The 15,729-nt window shown below is 63.5% G+C and carries 17 protein-coding genes; 10 read left to right on the top strand and 7 right to left on the bottom strand.

Annotated elements, in window-relative coordinates:
• Nucleotides 1–32: 32 nt before the first annotated feature.
• From C1896_04260 to C1896_04215, 10 genes are all read left to right on the top strand, one after another.
• Complete coding sequence (locus C1896_04260) at nucleotides 33–344, top strand: cytochrome c (GenBank protein AZZ47521.1); 312 nt, start codon at nucleotides 33–35, stop codon at nucleotides 342–344.
• Entirely contained in the window at nucleotides 341–1,519 is a 1,179-nt protein-coding gene (locus tag C1896_04255; GenBank protein AZZ44195.1) for a protein nirF, read from the top strand. The genes C1896_04260 and C1896_04255 overlap by 4 nt, the downstream gene beginning before the upstream one ends.
• A 1-nt stretch (nucleotide 1,520) precedes the next feature.
• Nucleotides 1,521–1,979: an AsnC family protein gene (locus C1896_04250; protein ID AZZ44194.1), complete on the top strand. Its 459-nt coding sequence runs from the start codon at nucleotides 1,521–1,523 to the stop codon at nucleotides 1,977–1,979.
• The gene (locus C1896_04245; GenBank protein AZZ44193.1) at nucleotides 1,976–2,491 is read left to right on the top strand and encodes an AsnC family protein; all 516 of its coding nucleotides are present in this window, start codon (nucleotides 1,976–1,978) and stop codon (nucleotides 2,489–2,491) included. The genes C1896_04250 and C1896_04245 overlap by 4 nt, the downstream gene beginning before the upstream one ends.
• The gene (locus C1896_04240; protein AZZ44192.1) at nucleotides 2,484–2,927 is read left to right on the top strand and encodes an AsnC family protein; all 444 of its coding nucleotides are present in this window, start codon (nucleotides 2,484–2,486) and stop codon (nucleotides 2,925–2,927) included. Before C1896_04245 ends, C1896_04240 begins: the two co-directional genes overlap by 8 nt.
• Complete coding sequence (locus tag C1896_04235) at nucleotides 2,902–3,423, top strand: nitrite reductase (GenBank protein AZZ44191.1); 522 nt, start codon at nucleotides 2,902–2,904, stop codon at nucleotides 3,421–3,423. Before C1896_04240 ends, C1896_04235 begins: the two co-directional genes overlap by 26 nt.
• A gap of 364 nt (nucleotides 3,424–3,787) precedes the next feature.
• Nucleotides 3,788–4,969: a heme d1 biosynthesis radical SAM protein NirJ gene (nirJ, locus tag C1896_04230; protein ID AZZ47520.1), complete on the top strand. Its 1,182-nt coding sequence runs from the start codon at nucleotides 3,788–3,790 to the stop codon at nucleotides 4,967–4,969.
• Nucleotides 4,970–5,033: 64 nt separating this feature from the next.
• A complete protein-coding gene (gene cobA / locus C1896_04225) occupies nucleotides 5,034–5,879 on the top strand; it encodes a uroporphyrinogen-III C-methyltransferase (GenBank protein AZZ44190.1) in 846 nt (281 codons plus the stop codon).
• The gene (locus tag C1896_04220; GenBank protein AZZ44189.1) at nucleotides 5,870–7,363 is read left to right on the top strand and encodes a cytochrome C oxidase Cbb3; all 1,494 of its coding nucleotides are present in this window, start codon (nucleotides 5,870–5,872) and stop codon (nucleotides 7,361–7,363) included. Before cobA ends, C1896_04220 begins: the two co-directional genes overlap by 10 nt.
• A gap of 348 nt (nucleotides 7,364–7,711) precedes the next feature.
• Entirely contained in the window at nucleotides 7,712–8,572 is an 861-nt protein-coding gene (locus C1896_04215) for a LysR family transcriptional regulator (protein ID AZZ44188.1), read from the top strand.
• Nucleotides 8,573–8,610: 38 nt separating this feature from the next.
• Here the strand turns inward: C1896_04215 and C1896_04210 are convergent, their stop codons facing one another.
• The 7 genes from C1896_04210 to C1896_04180 form a co-directional block, all read right to left on the bottom strand.
• Complete coding sequence (locus C1896_04210) at nucleotides 8,611–9,750, bottom strand: hypothetical protein (protein AZZ44187.1); 1,140 nt, start codon at nucleotides 9,748–9,750, stop codon at nucleotides 8,611–8,613.
• Nucleotides 9,751–9,887: 137 nt separating this feature from the next.
• Entirely contained in the window at nucleotides 9,888–11,027 is a 1,140-nt protein-coding gene (locus C1896_04205; GenBank protein AZZ44186.1) for a hypothetical protein, read from the bottom strand.
• Between the two features lie 278 nt (nucleotides 11,028–11,305).
• Nucleotides 11,306–12,427: a chemotaxis protein gene (locus C1896_04200; protein ID AZZ44185.1), complete on the bottom strand. Its 1,122-nt coding sequence runs from the start codon at nucleotides 12,425–12,427 to the stop codon at nucleotides 11,306–11,308.
• A 17-nt stretch (nucleotides 12,428–12,444) separates the two neighbouring features.
• Nucleotides 12,445–13,188 carry an SDR family NAD(P)-dependent oxidoreductase gene (locus tag C1896_04195; protein ID AZZ44184.1) on the bottom strand — a complete coding sequence of 248 codons (744 nt, stop codon included), beginning with the start codon at nucleotides 13,186–13,188 and terminating at the stop codon, nucleotides 12,445–12,447.
• A 104-nt stretch (nucleotides 13,189–13,292) separates the two neighbouring features.
• On the bottom strand, nucleotides 13,293–14,483 hold the full coding sequence (locus C1896_04190) for a short-chain dehydrogenase (GenBank protein ID AZZ44183.1): 1,191 nt from the start codon (nucleotides 14,481–14,483) through the stop codon (nucleotides 13,293–13,295).
• A gap of 478 nt (nucleotides 14,484–14,961) precedes the next feature.
• Nucleotides 14,962–15,141 (bottom strand): twin-arginine translocase subunit TatA, encoded by a 180-nt coding sequence (locus C1896_04185; GenBank protein AZZ47519.1) that lies wholly within the window; start codon nucleotides 15,139–15,141, stop codon nucleotides 14,962–14,964.
• Nucleotides 15,142–15,176: 35 nt separating this feature from the next.
• Complete coding sequence (locus C1896_04180; protein AZZ44182.1) at nucleotides 15,177–15,728, bottom strand: NosL protein; 552 nt, start codon at nucleotides 15,726–15,728, stop codon at nucleotides 15,177–15,179.
• Nucleotide 15,729: the final 1 nt, after the last annotated feature.

Below are 15,729 nucleotides of genomic sequence, written 5' to 3'. Positions count from 1 at the left end.
TCATGTTTCAGTCCCGACACGCAGTATTCGGTTTGGGGCTCAGCCTGGTGTCCCTTCTTCCCTTTTCCACTGCCCTGGCCGATACGCCTAGCGCCGCCCGCCAGGCACAGCTCGAACACCTGCTGGTGCAAGACTGCGGCTCTTGCCACGGTCTGCGCATGACCGGCGGCCTCGGCCCCGCACTGACCCTCGACGCCATCGCCGGCAAACCCCGTGAAAGCCTGATCGCCACCGTGACCCACGGTCGGCCCGGCACCGCCATGCCCGGCTGGAACGCGCTGCTCAATGAGCAGGACATCGCCTGGCTGGTCGATTTACTCCTCGAAGGATACCCAACGCCATGATCCGTCCGTCTTTGCTGCTCGCCATTGCCAGCCTGTTGCTCGGTGCCTGCGCCGAGCAACCGCTCCGCGGCACCGGCGATCTGGGTGTGGTGGTGGAGCGCGCCAGCGGTAGCTTGCAAATCGTCGAAACCAGTGGTCAGACGCGCTTGGCCCGTATCGAGGGGCTGGGGGACCTGTCCCACGCCTCGGTCGTGTTTTCCCGCGACGAGCGCTTCGCCTATGTGTTCGGTCGTGACGGCGGCCTGACCAAGGTCGACCTGCTGCGCCAACGCATCGACAAGCGCATCATTCAAGGCGGCAACAGCATCGGCGGCGCCATCAGCCAGGACGGCAAGCTGATCGCCGTCGGCAACTACGAGCCCGGCGGCGTCAAGGTCTTCGATGCCGACACGTTGGAGCTGGTGGCCGACATCCCCGCCACGCCGCTGGCCGACGGCAGCCGCAACTCACGCGTGGTTGGCGTCATCGACGCGCCCGGGCGGCGCTTCATCTACAGCCTGTTCGACACCCATGAAACCTGGCTGCTGGATTTCAGCCAGGGCAACACTCCGCAAATCACCCGCTTCGAGAACGTCGGTAAGCAACCCTACGACGCACTGCTGACCCCGGACGGTCGTTACTACATCGCCGGCCTGTTCGGCGAGGACGGCATGGCCAAGATCGACCTCTGGCACACCGCCCGCGGTGTCGAGCGGATCATCGACGGCTACGGCCGTGGCGAGGCAGCACTGCCGGTCTACAAGATGCCGCACCTCGAGGGCTGGACGGTCGCCGGCAACCAGACCTTCGTTCCGGCCATCGGTCATCACCAGGTGCTGGTGATGGATTCACAAAGCTGGAAGCAGACCGATGCCATCGATGTCGCCGGCCAACCCGTGTTCGTCATGGCGCGCCCGGACGCCCGTCAGATCTGGGTTAACTTCGCCCACCCGGACAACGGCAAGGTGCAGGTGATCGACAGCGAAACCCACGAAATCATCGCCCAGCTGGAACCCGGACCGGCCGTGCTGCACATGGAATTCACCGCCCGTGGCGACCAGCTCTGGCTGTCGGTGCGCGACGGCAACGAGGTGCAAGTCTGGGACCCCTATACGCTGAAGCTCCTCAAGCGCCTGCCGGCCGACAGCCCGAGCGGTATTTTCTTCAGCAGCCGCGCGCACGAAACGGGGTTGTGACATGCAAATCGACCCTCTCAGCCGCCGCCTGATCGACCGCTTTCAACACGGAATGCCGCTGTGCGCCGAACCCTACCGGGCCATGGCCGATGCCCTCGAGTGCAGCGAAGACGAGGTACTGGCCTGCCTCGAACAGCTGGAAAGCAGCGGCGGCCTGTCGCGCATCGGCCCGGTGTTCGAACACAGCCGCGCCGGCGCCAGCACCCTGGTCGCCCTCGCCGTACCCGAAGCGCAGCTGGAACAGGTCGCCGAACAGATCAACCGTTACCCCGAGGTCAACCACAACTACCTGCGCGAGCATCATTACAACCTCTGGTTCGTGCTCACCGGCCCGGACCGCGCCCGCATCGATGCGCTGTTGCTCCAGATCGAAGCCGAGACCGGCCTGGTCCCGCTGGACCTGCCGATGCAGGCGGCCTACCGCATCGACCTCGGATTTCCCATCGGAGACGCACCATGACATCACTCCTGAACGACCTCCAGGCATTGCAGTTGCGTCGCCTGCTCGAAGCCGGCCTGCCACTGGCCGCACGTCCTTATCAGGTGCTGGCCGAGCGCGTGGGTGCCAGCGAAGAGGCGGTACTGGAACAGGTCCGGCGCTGGAGTGATAGCGGCTTGTTTCGGCGCATGGGGTTGGTCATCAAACATCGTGCGCTGGGCTTTCGCGCCAATGCCATGCTGGTGATGGATATCCCGGATGAGTGCGTCGACGAGGTCGGCCGCAAACTCGGCCAAGCGGCGGGTGTGAACCTCTGTTACCAACGGCCGAGGCGCTTGCCGGACTGGCCGTACAACCTGTTCTGCATGGTTCACGGTCGTGAGCGTGAGCAGGTCTGCCGGCTGATCGAACAGATGCTCGCCGAGAACGGGCTGTATGACGTTCCGCACCAACTGCTGTTCAGTACCCGGGCGTTCAAGCAGTGCGGCGGGCGTTACGCACCGCCCGCGAGCCAGGTGGCCGCCCATGGATGACCTTGACCGGCGCCTGATCAATCGCCTGCAACTCGGCGTGCCGCTGGTCCGCCATCCCTGGCAGGCGCTGGCCGAGGAACTGGATGCCGATGCCGCGCAACTGCGCGAACGCGTTCAGGCGCGGCTCGACGATGGCACCCTGACCCGCTTCGGCCCCATGTTCGACATCGAACGCCTCGGCGGCGCTTTTACCCTTGCCGCACTTTCGGTACCGGAAGCGCGCTTCGACCGCGTCGCAGAGCAACTGGCGGCCATGCCCGAGGTGGCCCACAACTACCGCCGCGAACACGCCTGGAACATGTGGTTTGTGCTCGGCTGCGCGACACCCGAAGGCATCGCCCAGACGATCGCCCGCATCGAAGCCGAGACGGGCCTACCGGTGCTCAACCTGCCCAAGGAGGAGACCTACCATGTCGGCCTGCACTTCCCGGTCTGACCCGTCAGACGCACCCGAATCGATGGAACTGACGAAACGTTTGGTCGAACTCACCGAAGCGGGGCTGCCACTGGTGGATGATCCCTGGGCCTGGCTGGCTGAACGGCTGGGGACCAGCATCGAGGTCACCCTCGAACTGCTGCAACGGCTGCAGACAGAGGGCGCCATCCGCCGCATCGCCGCCGTGCCCAACCATTACCGCCTGGGTTATCGACACAACGGCATGACCGTCTGGGACGTGGACGACGCAGAGATCGCCCGCCTCGGTCCGTTGATCGGTTCGCAGGCCTTCGTCAGCCATTGCTACCGTCGCCCGCGCCAGCCGGGCTGGCACTACAACCTGTTCGCCATGGTCCATGGCCGCAGCGCCGATGAAATCGAGGCCTACCGTGCCGAGATTCGGCAGCTGCTCGGCAGCGCCTGCCGGGCCGAGGATATGTTGGTCAGCAGTCGCATCCTGAAAAAGACCGGGCTGCGTGTGAGCAGCCGTCGCTAGGGCCGACGCGCATGCCCCTGTAGGGTGGGCCGGGCGGCGTTGCGCTTCAGCCCACCGTCACCTTGTGCCTGCTGGTGGGCTGAAGCCCACCCTACGAAATGCCCGGACTCACAACAGCATCGATAATGCTCATCTGCGCATCATTGCGGTTCCTAGGGACGACTTTTTGGCGTCTACCGCGGTTTAGGAGCAGACGTTTGCTTTGTGACGAAAGCCAGAACCAGCTCGCTTTCGAACACGCGGTGCATACCCCTGCCGGGACCATGGCTTTTATTGTTTCCAGTCAAGGATTGGCGAGTGTCGCTCGGGGATGCTGCATCTATCGAACCGCGCAACCAAGCGTGATGCGGCAGGAGAAACGCTCATGTTGAGAATCAGCCATTACCTGCGTGCCCTCGCCCGGCCTGCCATGCCGGTACTAGGCGCACGCAGCCCCGGTGCAAGCCGGCCGCCCGTGGTGATCTGGAACCTGCTGCGGCGCTGCAACCTGACCTGCAAGCATTGCTACGCGACGTCGGCGGACAGCGTGTTTCGCGACGAGCTGGGTACCGCCGAAGCGTTCAAGGTCATCGATGACCTGCACGAAGCGGGCGTACGCGTGCTGATTCTCTCCGGCGGCGAACCGCTGCTGCGCGACGACATTTTCGAGCTGTCCGAATACGCCCGCGAGAAAGGATTCTTCGTTGCCCTGTCCACCAACGGCACGCTGATCGATGAGCGCAATATCGATCAGATCGCTGCCGCCAAGTACGACTACGTCGGCATCAGCATCGACGGGCTGGAAGCGGTCCATGACGACTGGCGCCAGCTCAAGGGCAGCTTCGCCGCCTCGATGCACGCCATCGACCTGTGCCGCCAACATGGCATTCGTGTCGGCCTGCGCACCACCCTGACCCAGAACAACTACCCGCAGCTGCCTGCTCTACTGGCGCTGATGCGCGAGCATGACGTGCAGAAGTTCTACCTCTCGCACCTCAACTACAGCGGCCGTGGCAAGCGCAGCCGCAAGGCCGACGCCCATCACCAGATGACCCGCGACGCCATGTACCAGCTGTTCGAGCAAGCCTGGGACGACGTGCAGAACGGCCGCGAAACCGATTTCGTCAGTGGCAACAACGATGCCGACGCCATCCTGCTGCTGCAGTGGGTGGAAACCCATCTGCCACAGCACCGCGATCGTCTGGAGCAGATGTTGCGCGCCTGGGGCGGCAATGCGTCGGGTGGTGGCATCGCCAATATCGACAACATCGGCGATGTGCACCCGGATACCTACTGGTGGCAGCACACCGTCGGCAATGTGCGGCGCCAGTCGTTCCGTGAAATCTGGCTGGACAATCCCGAGCCGCTGCTCACCGAGCTGCGCCAGCACCCCCGGGCCGTGACCGGACGCTGCGCCGAGTGCCGCTGGTTGTCGATCTGCAACGGCAACACCCGCACCCGCGCCTGGGCTGAAGGCAACCTCTGGGGCGAAGACCCCGGCTGCTACCTCAGTGACCAGGAGATAGGTCTGCCACAACCGCAGTGCATTCCCAGCATCGCCATTTGACCAAGAGCGGCCACAAGGCCGCCCCGTACATACCGCCAGCCCGATGAGATTCTCAGGAGTTCGCATGGATCAGCCAACCACTCTCCCCGCTTCCCTTGGCGCGACCCTGGCCCCGGGCGAAGTCGCGCTCGTCGGCGCCGGCCCCGGCGACCCGGGCCTGCTCACCCTGCGTGCCTGGAGCCTGCTCCAGCAAGCCGATGCCGTGGTCTACGACCGCCTCGTCAGCGACGATCTGATGAAGCTGATACCCGAGCGCTGCGCACGCCACTACGTCGGCAAGACCAGCGGCTACCACAGCCTGCCGCAGCCGCAGATCAATCAGCTGCTGGTGGATCTGGCGCAGCAGAACCTCCGCGTGGTGCGCCTCAAGGGCGGCGACCCCTTTATCTTCGGCCGCGGCGCGGAAGAACTCGAATACCTACTCGCCCATGGCATCAACGGTCAGGTGGTGCCAGGCATTACCGCCGCAGCGGGTTGCAGCGCCTATGCCGGGATTCCGCTGACTCACCGCGACCTGGCCCATTCCTGCCAGTTCATCACCGGTCACCTGCAGGAAGACGGCGCTCTACAGCTGCCCTGGAGTAGCCTGGTCGAGGGCAAGCAGACCCTGGTGTTCTACATGGGCCTGGCCAGCCTTGGCGAGATCTCGCGCAACCTGATTGCTGCCGGCCTGCCGGTCGACACCCCCGCCGCGTTGATCGGCAACGGTACCCGCGCCGATCAGCGGGTGGTGCGCTGCACACTGAAACAGCTGCCCTCGATGGCGCAGGCACAACAACTGAAACCTCCTACCTTGACCGTGATAGGGCAAGTGGTCGGCCTATTCGCCAATCAATCACTGGAGTTTCCGGCGCGCCTATGTGCCGAGCACAGTTCACAGGAAGCGGTTCTGGAGGCGTTATGCGACTGATCCCCTTCGCCCTGCTCATGCTCTGCGGGGCCGTTCAGGCCGCCCCGGAGGCCGTGTCGCTGGAGCAGGCCGGCGTGCTCTATGAGCAACACTGCCAGAGCTGCCATGGTACCAATCGTTTAGGCGGGGCCGGGCCTGCGTTGCTACCCGAGAGCCTCAGCCGAATCAAACCAGATGAGGCGCGCGCGGTGATTCACAACGGCCGTCCGGCCAGCCAGATGGCCGCATTCGGTGATCGCCTGGATTCTGCGCAAATCGATGCGCTGGTCAGCTACCTCTACCAACCGGCCGCCACACCACCGACCTGGAGCGATGCCGACATCCGCGCCAGCCATCGCATCCTCACCGACGTCGACACGCTGCCGAACACACCGCAGCACAACGCCGATCCGCTCAACCTGTTCGTCGTGGTCGAAGCCGGCAACCATCACGTGCGCGTGCTGGACGGCGATCGCTTCGAGGAGCTGGCCAACTTCCAGTCACACTTCGCCCTGCACGGCGGGCCGAAGTTCTCGCCGGATGGCCGCTTCGTCTACTTCGCCTCGCGGGACGGCTGGATCAGCGTCTACGACTTGCACAACCTGACCATGATCGCCGAGGTACGGGCCGGGCTGAATACCCGCAACCTGGCCGTGAGCAACGACGGGCGCTGGGTGCTGGTGGGCAACTACCTGCCGGGTAATCTGGTTTTGCTGGATGCCCGTGACCTGTCGTTGGTCAAACACATCCCCACCCTTGGCGCAGACGGCACCCAATCGCGTGTCAGTGCCGTGTACACCGCACCGCCGCGTGACAGCTTCGTGGTGGCACTGAAAGACGTGAAAGAAGCCTGGGAAATTTCCTATGCCGGCGAGCCGGATTTCCAGCCACGGCGCATCGAGGCGGCTGACTTCCTTGACGACTTCTCGTTCACGCCGGATTACCGCTATCTGCTGGCCACCTCGCGCAAGGCACTCGGCGGGCAGGTCATCGATCTCGATACCGGCAAGGCGGTCACCGACATTCCGTTGCCGGGCATGCCGCATCTGGGCTCGGGCATTTACTGGAAACGCGGCGGCAACTGGGTATTCGCCACGCCCAACGTAAGCAAGGGGCTGATTTCGGTGCTCGATCTGCAGAGCTGGAAACTGATCAAGGAAATCCCCACCGAGGGGCCGGGGTTCTTCATGCGCAGCCACCTTAACTCACCCTACGCCTGGACCGACGTGTTCTTCGGCCCCAACAACGATGCGGTGCATTTGATCGACAAGCAGACCCTGGAGGTCGCCCATACGCTAAGGCCGATGCCTGGGAAGAATGCTGCGCATGTCGAGTTCACCAACGACGGTCGCTACGCGCTGCTTAGCGTCTGGGACACCGATGGCGCGCTGATCGTCTATGACGCCAAGACATTGAAAGAGATCAAGCGCATTCCGATGAACAAGCCGTCCGGCAAGTACAACGTCGGCAACAAGATCGAGTACGCCGAAGGCACGTCGCACTAAAGGCAAACGACGATAAAAGCGTCTGGAGGATCGGCGTCAACCTGCACGGATTTTCGCCCAATAAGTAGGGTGGGCTTCAGCCCACCATGAGGGAGCAGGAAACGCCCCCGGAGGACCGAAGCGCAAAGCCGCCCAACCCACAAAGCTCGCGATTACCTCCACCAAGTAGGGTGGGCTTCAGCCCACCAAGAGGCGCAGAAAAGCGCGCAAGCCAGCTGAAGCGCAACACCGCCCGACCCAAACCTCGAGTGCTATTACCCCCAACTGTCCAGCCTGAACCCGCTTTCGGCTTTTATCTTTCATTCCAACCTGCTTTCATATCAAACCCTTTGATATGAGCACGCTTTCATGGATATCGATCTCGCCCGCACCTTTCTCGAGATCATTCGCAGTGGCAGCTTCGTCGCCACGGCCGAGCGGCTGCATATCACCCAGACCGCAGTCACTGCACGGGTGCGCAGCCTCGAAACGCAGCTCGGCTGCCGGCTGTTCGTGCGCAACCGCGCCGGTGCGCGGTTGACCAGCGACGGCGAGCGTTTCGTCACCTATGCCACCCAGTTGGTGCAGACCTGGGAAACGGCCCGACGTGAGCTGCCCCTGCCGCGCGGCTATGACAAGCTGCTGTCGCTGGGCGCCGAAATCAGCCTGTGCAATCCATTGATGCTGGCCTGGGTCCAGCGCCTGCGCCAGATGATGCCCGACCATGCCTTTCGTAACGAGGTGGCCAGTGGCGAGGAGCTGCAGAAGCAGCTAGGCCTCGGCGTGCTGGATGCGGCGCTGGTGCATCAGCCCGAGTACAGGCCTGGGCTGCAGGTCGAGCAGTTGCTCGAAGAAAAGCTGATCCAGGTGGTTCACAGCTACATCCCCGAGCCTTATCTGTACGTCGACTGGGGCCCGGCGTTTCGTAGTCAGCATGACCGTGCCCTGCCGGAGCACATCCGCACCGCGCTTTCCTTCAGCCTCGGCCCACTGGCGCTGCAGTATCTGCTGCAGCATGGCGGTCGCGGCTACTTCCGCACGCGCGTGGTCCAACGCTACCTTGACGAAGGCGTGCTCAAACGGGTCGAGCAGGCGCCCGAGTTCAGCTACCCGGTCTACCTGGTGTATCCCCATGCCGCCGAGTCGCCGGCGTTGCAGCGTGCCGTTGCGCTGCTGCGAGAAGCCGCCGAACAGGAATACGACTGGTCGCGCTGGAACTATGAAATCTAGCCAGGCAGATCCAGACAAAACGCCAGGACAACGACGCCTCAGTTGCTGAGCCGCTTCATCCAGTTCTGGTAAAGCCCGGCGACCAGATCACTCTGGGTGATCATGCCGACCAGGCGCTGCTCGGCGTCGACGACGGGCAAGCAAGACATGCGGCGGTCGGCCAGCAAATGGACAAGATCGGCCAGATGCGCGTCTTCATGCACCGAGACCACCGGCGCGCTCATGATCCCCTCCACTCGCACCTCACGACCGAACGTCAGCCGCCGCAGGTTGAGCCGTGACGGGCTGGGCTCGAAGTGCTGCAGCAGATCGGTCAGGGTGAGGATGCCCACCAGCTTGCCGCTGCCCGGTTCAAGCACGGCCAGCGAATGCAGACGGTGCCGACGCACGACATCCCAGGCCTGACGCATCCGGGCCGCTGGGTCGACCCAGTGCAACTCGCGGCACATGATGTCGCCAGCGGTGACGGTACCCATGCTGCGGCGAATAGCATGAGTCTCGGTGCGTTTGATCAAGTCCACTAAATCGTCGCGGGTGACGTCGACGTACTCACCGAAATCCTCCAGTGCACGGTCCACGTCATCGCTGGTGAAGCTCATCTGCTCCTCCCCCAGCGGGACACTGCCAGTCTGCTCTGCGCCACTGGCCGCGCGCGGTTTGGGATAGGGATGGCGCGTGAGGTTGTTGTAGACCAACGCAGCGGCAATCAGCAGCAGCGAGTTGAAGGCCACCGGAATCAGCAGGCCATAACCCAACTCGCTGATGCCCGGCCCGCCGATGGCGGCGACCATCGCCAGCGCACAGCTTGGGGGATGCATGCAGCGCAGCAGGAACAGACAAGCAATGGCCAGGCACACGGCCAGGACCGCCGCTGCCACCGTGGGCAATGCACTGGCGCCCAGCGCGACGCCAATGGTCACGGCAATGAGGTTGCCACCGAGCACTGACCAGGGTTGGGCGAACGGACTCGACGATGCACTGAAGAGGATCACCGCCGAAGCGCCGGCTGGCGCGACGATATGCAGCGTGACCGGGCCGCCGAACAGCCAAAGACCGATGGAAACCATTGGCAGCACCACCAGACCCACGCCGATCACCGCCCGCAGCCATTCCTTCGGCCCCACGCTCAATGGCACCGGAAAGAAGGATCGCAGCCAGTCGTTGAAAGGGTCTTGCATGGGCTCGGCTTGGAAGAGGTATAGCACTCAGGCACTGCGACTATGCCACAGGTTCCGGCAGTGCCTCCCGCGGGCTGCGATGCAGGGCGCGATGGCCCACTGCCGGCCAGGTGTCATCCCGCCAGGCTACGGGCGCTTCAGTCGGGCAAGTGTTTCAGCCAGTTCCGATAGAGCGCCGCGATCAAATCGGTCTGGGTGATCATGCCGACCAGGCGCTGCTCGGCGTCCACCACCGGCAGGCAGTGCAGGCCCTTATCGGAGAGCAGGAACACCAGATCGACCATGTGCGTGTCCGGGTTAACCGTGACCACCGGCGTACTCATGATCGAGCGCAGCCGAGCGCCGCCTGCGCGTTTCAGTTGGCTGAGACGCAGACGCGCCGGCGTCGAGCGCAGATGCTTGAGCAGGTCGACCAGCGTGACGATGCCGAGCAGCTCGCGACTGTCGCCTTTGACCACCGGCAAGGAATGCAAGCGATGCTCGCGCAGGCTCTGCCAGGCGCGTTGAATGGAGCAGTCCGGGGTGCCCCAGTAAAGATTGCGAGACATGATGTCGGCGGCGGTTATCTCGCCCATGCTGCGTCGCAACGCATGCTTTTCGGTCTGCTTGATCAGCTGTGCCAGATCATCCCGGGTGACGTCGACGTATTCACCGAACTCGGCCAGCGCCCGCTCCACGTCGTCATCTCTGAAGCTCATGCGCTCGCTGGGCAACGGGTCATGGGTGTGATGAGTGTTGCCTTTCTGCGGGCGCGGCTTGGGGTAGGCGTGTCCGCTGAGATTGTTGTAGAGCAGCGCCACCACCACCAGCAGCAACGAGTTGAACGCTACCGGGAAGAGCAACTGGAACCCGTAAGCGTGCAGCTCCGGACTGCCGACCACTGCCACCAGTGCCAGCGCCGCACCCGGCGGATGCAGGCAGCGCAAGCCGAATAGGCAGATGATCGCCAGCGCCCCGGCCAGGCCGGCCGCCATCGCCACAGGCAAGGGGCTGGCACCCAGCGCGATACCGATGGCAGCGGCCAACAGATTGCCGCCGATCACCGACCATGGCTGGGCGAAGGGGCTCGACGAGGCCGCGAACAGCAACACAGCGGACGCAGCCGCCGGCGCAGCCAGCGGCAGGGTGACAGAGATCCCGAACACCCAGGCGCTGAACGGGATGACCAGCAACAACGCCAAGCCGATGCCCGTTGCGGCACGCAGCCATTCAGCGGGACGCGCCGATAAAGGCACGGGCGCAAAGGATCGGCACCAGTCTAAAAGGCGTTCCTGCATGATTCCTGCTTGCGTTGAGTCTGTTGATCGCCGCTACGCCCAACCGCTTGCATAAACGGGCCGTGTCGGTCGATCAAAGGAGGTCCGATGCCTCAAATAAGGGCACGGACGAATCGGGCGCACATTGTCGGTGCGCGCCTAACCCAACGCTAATGAATAGTATTGATTCTTTGCTGCAGTATTTTTGCTATCAAAGTTTCTAGCTGGCTTGTCTCATCTGCAGCAACAGGCAAGCCCTGACGCGATCGGTCAGTTAAAGATATGGCTTACCGAGTCTGCTAACACGCTTGGCTGATAGCAGGCCGCGCCTCTTTCTCCTGCTCGCCAATCAGCGCCGCAACGATGCGCATCACCTCGAGATTGGCCTCTTCCATCTCGCTCATATGGCCGAGCGCGTCTTCCAGTGCCTGCCGACGAAACGCCTCGATAGCCTGCTGCCCCTGATGATGGACAGCCGTGTGCGGACGCTCGATCTGCCGAAAATGCTCCAGCCGGTGCATGCCGCGACTGGTTTCCCCGTAGTACCAGCGACCGAAGCGACACTCACGCTCGCTTGGCAAAACCGGCGCTTGCTGGCTGTCCGATCCGAGGACCTGGTTGTAGACGACGAACTTGAGCGACAGCTCATCGAGGTTGGCCAACTCGATACCCGCACGGAACGAGGAACGCTCGATGCCGTGGCGCATGTTGCCGGCCAACCCATGCAGGTGCTGCATGGCTGCCACGGCCCGTTCGGTGGTACGGCTGAACCCCTGCGCGAGGCCGCCCTGCACCTGAATATAAGCGTGAACGCTGGCGATCTCGGCCTGCACCTGGGTGATCTCTTGAACGATATCAGCGGTAGCCAGTGCGGTCTTTTCCGCCAGGCTGCGGATTTCCCCTGCAACCACGGCGAAGCCGCGACCGGCGTCACCCGCCCGCGCCGCCTCGATTGCCGCATTGAGGGCGAGCAAGTTTGTCTGGCTGGCGATACCGCTGATGAGATCGACAATGCCGTTGATCTGTTGCGAATGGGCTGCAAGGGCGTCGACCTGCTGCGAAGCCTGGTTGAGCCCGTTCTCCATCTCGACCGCCTTGTTCTGTAGCTCGCCGAAGTGCTGCTGATTGTTCAGCGCGGCGTCGGCAACCTGCTCGGCCTGTGTGCGATTTTCGCTCAGCTGGCCAGTGAGGTATTCGAACGAGTCGCCCAGATGCTCGACCGAATGGCTGAAGCGGACCAGATTGCCGGCAACGCCGCGGTAATAGTCCAGCTGGCGTTGCCCATCGATGCTGGCGGCGTTGACAGCGGCCGCCTGTGCCTCCAGCGTTGCGATACGCGCGGCCTGCTCCGCGCAGGTTTGCTGCAGCCGATCATGCTTCAGCTGCAGATCGCGGGCGGCTCGTTTCCATCTGAAAAACATCGTCTGCCTCGCCGGGTTCAGTGAAGCGTGTAGCCGTTGTCGACCACCCAATCCTGGCCGTAGACGCCACGCGCGCCCTGCGAGAGCTGGAACAGAATGACATTCGCCACCGCGGCAGATTCGAGGAAATGCCCCGGCAGCAGGCGCTGGGTGACGCCTTCGGCCACCTGTTCGAGTTGCTCATCGGGCAGCCCCAGCGTGCCCCAGATCGCGGTGGCCGTCGGCCCCGGAGAGACCACATTGATGCGCACGTTCAGCGGAGCGAACTCCACCGCCAGGGTGCGGGCATGTGCGACCAGCGCGGCTTTGCTAGCGATATAGGCCGCCAGCCCCGGGAAGGTACTGCGCGTCAGGAAGGTGCCAACGAACACCACCGATGCGGGTTTGGCCAATTCGGCACGCAACGCGCCCAGGGTGTTCAGCGCGCCGGCTCCATTGACCGCCCACTGGCGCTCGAAGCAAGCCACGTCGAGGCTGTCGCCCAACTCGGCGATGCCCGCGTTCGGCACCAGATAGTCCACCGGACCCAGCTCGGCAGCCCGACGCGCCAGCAGCTGTAGATCATCCGCCGAGGTCACGTCGCCCTCGACCCAGTGCAGGTGCTCAGCATAGGTTTCCATCAGCTGTGCCAAGCCGCCCAGGCTGCGCGACATGGCCAATACTCGCGCGCCGCGCTGCAGCAGTGCGGTGCACAGCGCCAACCCGATACCCGAACTGGCCCCGGTGACGACGGCCAGGCGTTCATTGAATTCATTTTTCATCATCATCTCCGATGCCGGCAATCGCCGGGCCGCAGGCTGCCCGTCCCGGAATGGGCAGGCAGCATTTCTTTAGGGGGTAGCGGGATAAGGGGTTTGTTCAGCGTCTAGCCTGGGTGGCCATCGACCCGCGCGGTGACCAGCATCGGCGCATAGCGCCAGGCATATAGGGCGAACGCCAGGGTCCAGCAGATCGCGGCAAGCCACAGGCCAGTCAGTGGCCATTCGGTAACCAGAAACACCCGCGAGGCCGCACCGAGGTTGAACAATACGAAGGCGCTGACGATGCCGGACGGCAGCTGTAACGGCCGGCCGGTATGCCCGAGCGTGACGCGAGCAATCATCGCCAGGATCAAGCCGCTCATGGAACCGACCGACAGCGCATGCAGCGACGAGCTGGAGCTGTCCAGCAGACCGAAATTCCACAGCGCCAACCCGGTTGCGGCGATCACCAGCCAGAGCATGGCCAGGTGCAGCGACCACAACAGCGGCACGCGCCAGATGCCACTGTCATACCAGCGCACCAGCCGCAGCAGGTGCCCGGCGCCAATGGCGAGAAACAGCACGCCGAGCCCGAGGTTCTGTTGCAAGGCAACGCCGGCGGCGTATAGCGCAGCGATCAGACCGGTGCCCACCAGCAGCGCCACGTCCAGCCAGAGCCACGGCTTAACCGCTTCGGTGTGACCGAGGCCGCGTTGGGTGAAGAAAGGAATCACGCGTCCGCCGATGATGGCCATCAGCGCCGCCACAAGCCAAAGCCCAGCGAGAACGCCCTGGCGCTGCAAACCGTCATCGCCGAGCGCGATGCCACAGAGCACCAGCACATCGGCGGCCGTCATCAGGCCGAGCACGGCGATGATCGGGTAGTTGCGCTTCTGCTTGGCCACCCAGAGCATGCGCGCCATCAGCCCGGTTACACCCAACATGAACAGCAGATCGAGCGGAATCAGCAGCGCCAACGGCAGCCCGAACAACCAGCCGAGACGCGCCAGCAGCCAGACTACGGCCAGCGCCATCAGCCTGTTGCCCGATACGCCAGGCTGACCGGTCCAGGTCTGCCCTGCCGTGAGCAGAAAGCCGGCAACGATAGCCATGGCAAAGCCGAACAGCATTTCGTGGCGGTGCCAGGACAACCAGCCGCCGGTTGGCTGGAAGCCCGGCCAGAGGCCAGTCCACGCAGCGATCCACAAGGGAATAGCGAGCAGCGCGAAGAGGCTGCCGGCGAGAAAAAACGGGCGAAAGGCGAGCCGCCATACGGGCGGGATACTCAAGGCTTTTCGCCGATCGATAACTTGCACAAAGGCCTCCTGAACTTGCTCGTATCTGCCTGAAGGAACAAAGCCCTGCGGGTCAGAACAGTGATCGCTCCGGAATCGCGGAGCCAGGCCTACTTTTTACAGGGTTGGGGGCTTTGGCAGACTTGATTGCAATCATCTTTTTTTTGGAGGGATCCTGGCGGCGACCGCCGGCAGGTCTACGAGCTCAGACCCAGCGCGTCGAACGCACCGGCTCAGTAGGAGCCAGCTTGCTGGCGATCCACACTCGCCCAGGCAACCGGCACCCGGCGGACGCCGAACCATGATCGCGAGCAAGCTCGCTCCTAAGAAAAGCGTACCGATGTTGAGTCAGCGCCGCGAAACGCGGGCGCCAAGCACACCGCTTTCTGTAGGAGCCAGCTTGCTGGCGATCCTGGGGCCATACCGGCAATCGGCACCAGGCGGATGCCGAACCATGATCGCGAGCAAGCTCGCGCCTATGACAAAACCCACCAAAGCCTTATTTGAGTTCGTGCTTGGCCGTGTCGCCCGGCGCTGCGCTTTCGCCGTCGCTCATGGATTTGCGAAAGCCGCTGATCGCGCCACCCAGATCCGTGCCCAGACCGCGTAGGCGCTTGGTGCCGAACAGCATGACCACGATCAGCAGAACGATCAGAAGTTGCCAGATGCTGATACCCATCATTTCAGTTACCTCATCGAGTGGTAGGTTGCGGTCTAGTGACCGGCGTGAGCTTGTTGATGACCGGGCATGTCGTGTGACATGTCGGAGGTTTGTTGAAGCACCGACTGGTCGATGTCCTCGAATCGCAGCACGCGGCCGCCGTGCATGGCCGCCAGTCCCTTGGCCGCAGACTCGTCGGCAAAGGTTGCCAGCACCACGCCCATGGCGCCCTTGAGCGACGTACCCGCGACATAGTAGGCGCTGGTGGCGTCGATCAGGAATTTGTCATCTGGGTGCTCCCAGGTGGAGCGGCCCATGTCGTGCACGTAGAGCTTGGCGTTGAGCATGCGGTTTTCCGGTTGCAGCCACCAGCCGAGCATCTCCGCGGTGGAACAGAATTTACGTACCCCGCCCTTTTCTACCGCCTGCCCCTTGGGCCCCGGGAAATCGCTGATCACCATGCCGCAGACATGGCATTCATCGCTGCTGTGAAAGGCCACCGGCTCGAGCAGCTGCTCGCTCTGCTCGGCCTCATTACAACCGGCCAGGCCCAGCACCATCGCAGCGGTGATCAGGACGCGTGACGCTCTGTATAGCGCATTCATC

This window comes from Pseudomonadaceae bacterium SI-3, assembly GCA_004010935.1.
Taxonomy (GTDB): domain Bacteria; phylum Pseudomonadota; class Gammaproteobacteria; order Pseudomonadales; family Pseudomonadaceae; genus Stutzerimonas.
This window is presented reverse-complemented; position numbering and strand designations above follow the sequence as displayed.

Coding starts and splice junctions, on each gene's coding strand:
- nirJ (AZZ47520.1), top strand. CDS start 3,788: ATGTTGAGAATCAGCCATTACCTGCGTGCCCTCGCCCGGCCTGCCATG.
- C1896_04185 (AZZ47519.1), bottom strand. CDS start 15,141: ATGGGTATCAGCATCTGGCAACTTCTGATCGTTCTGCTGATCGTGGTC.
- C1896_04200 (AZZ44185.1), bottom strand. CDS start 12,427: ATGTTTTTCAGATGGAAACGAGCCGCCCGCGATCTGCAGCTGAAGCAT.
- C1896_04195 (AZZ44184.1), bottom strand. CDS start 13,188: ATGAAAAATGAATTCAATGAACGCCTGGCCGTCGTCACCGGGGCCAGT.
- C1896_04240 (AZZ44192.1), top strand. CDS start 2,484: ATGGATGACCTTGACCGGCGCCTGATCAATCGCCTGCAACTCGGCGTG.
- C1896_04245 (AZZ44193.1), top strand. CDS start 1,976: ATGACATCACTCCTGAACGACCTCCAGGCATTGCAGTTGCGTCGCCTG.
- C1896_04210 (AZZ44187.1), bottom strand. CDS start 9,750: ATGCAAGACCCTTTCAACGACTGGCTGCGATCCTTCTTTCCGGTGCCA.
- C1896_04250 (AZZ44194.1), top strand. CDS start 1,521: ATGCAAATCGACCCTCTCAGCCGCCGCCTGATCGACCGCTTTCAACAC.
- C1896_04255 (AZZ44195.1), top strand. CDS start 341: ATGATCCGTCCGTCTTTGCTGCTCGCCATTGCCAGCCTGTTGCTCGGT.
- C1896_04205 (AZZ44186.1), bottom strand. CDS start 11,027: ATGCAGGAACGCCTTTTAGACTGGTGCCGATCCTTTGCGCCCGTGCCT.
- C1896_04180 (AZZ44182.1), bottom strand. CDS start 15,728: ATGAATGCGCTATACAGAGCGTCACGCGTCCTGATCACCGCTGCGATG.
- C1896_04215 (AZZ44188.1), top strand. CDS start 7,712: ATGGATATCGATCTCGCCCGCACCTTTCTCGAGATCATTCGCAGTGGC.
- C1896_04220 (AZZ44189.1), top strand. CDS start 5,870: ATGCGACTGATCCCCTTCGCCCTGCTCATGCTCTGCGGGGCCGTTCAG.
- cobA (AZZ44190.1), top strand. CDS start 5,034: ATGGATCAGCCAACCACTCTCCCCGCTTCCCTTGGCGCGACCCTGGCC.
- C1896_04235 (AZZ44191.1), top strand. CDS start 2,902: ATGTCGGCCTGCACTTCCCGGTCTGACCCGTCAGACGCACCCGAATCG.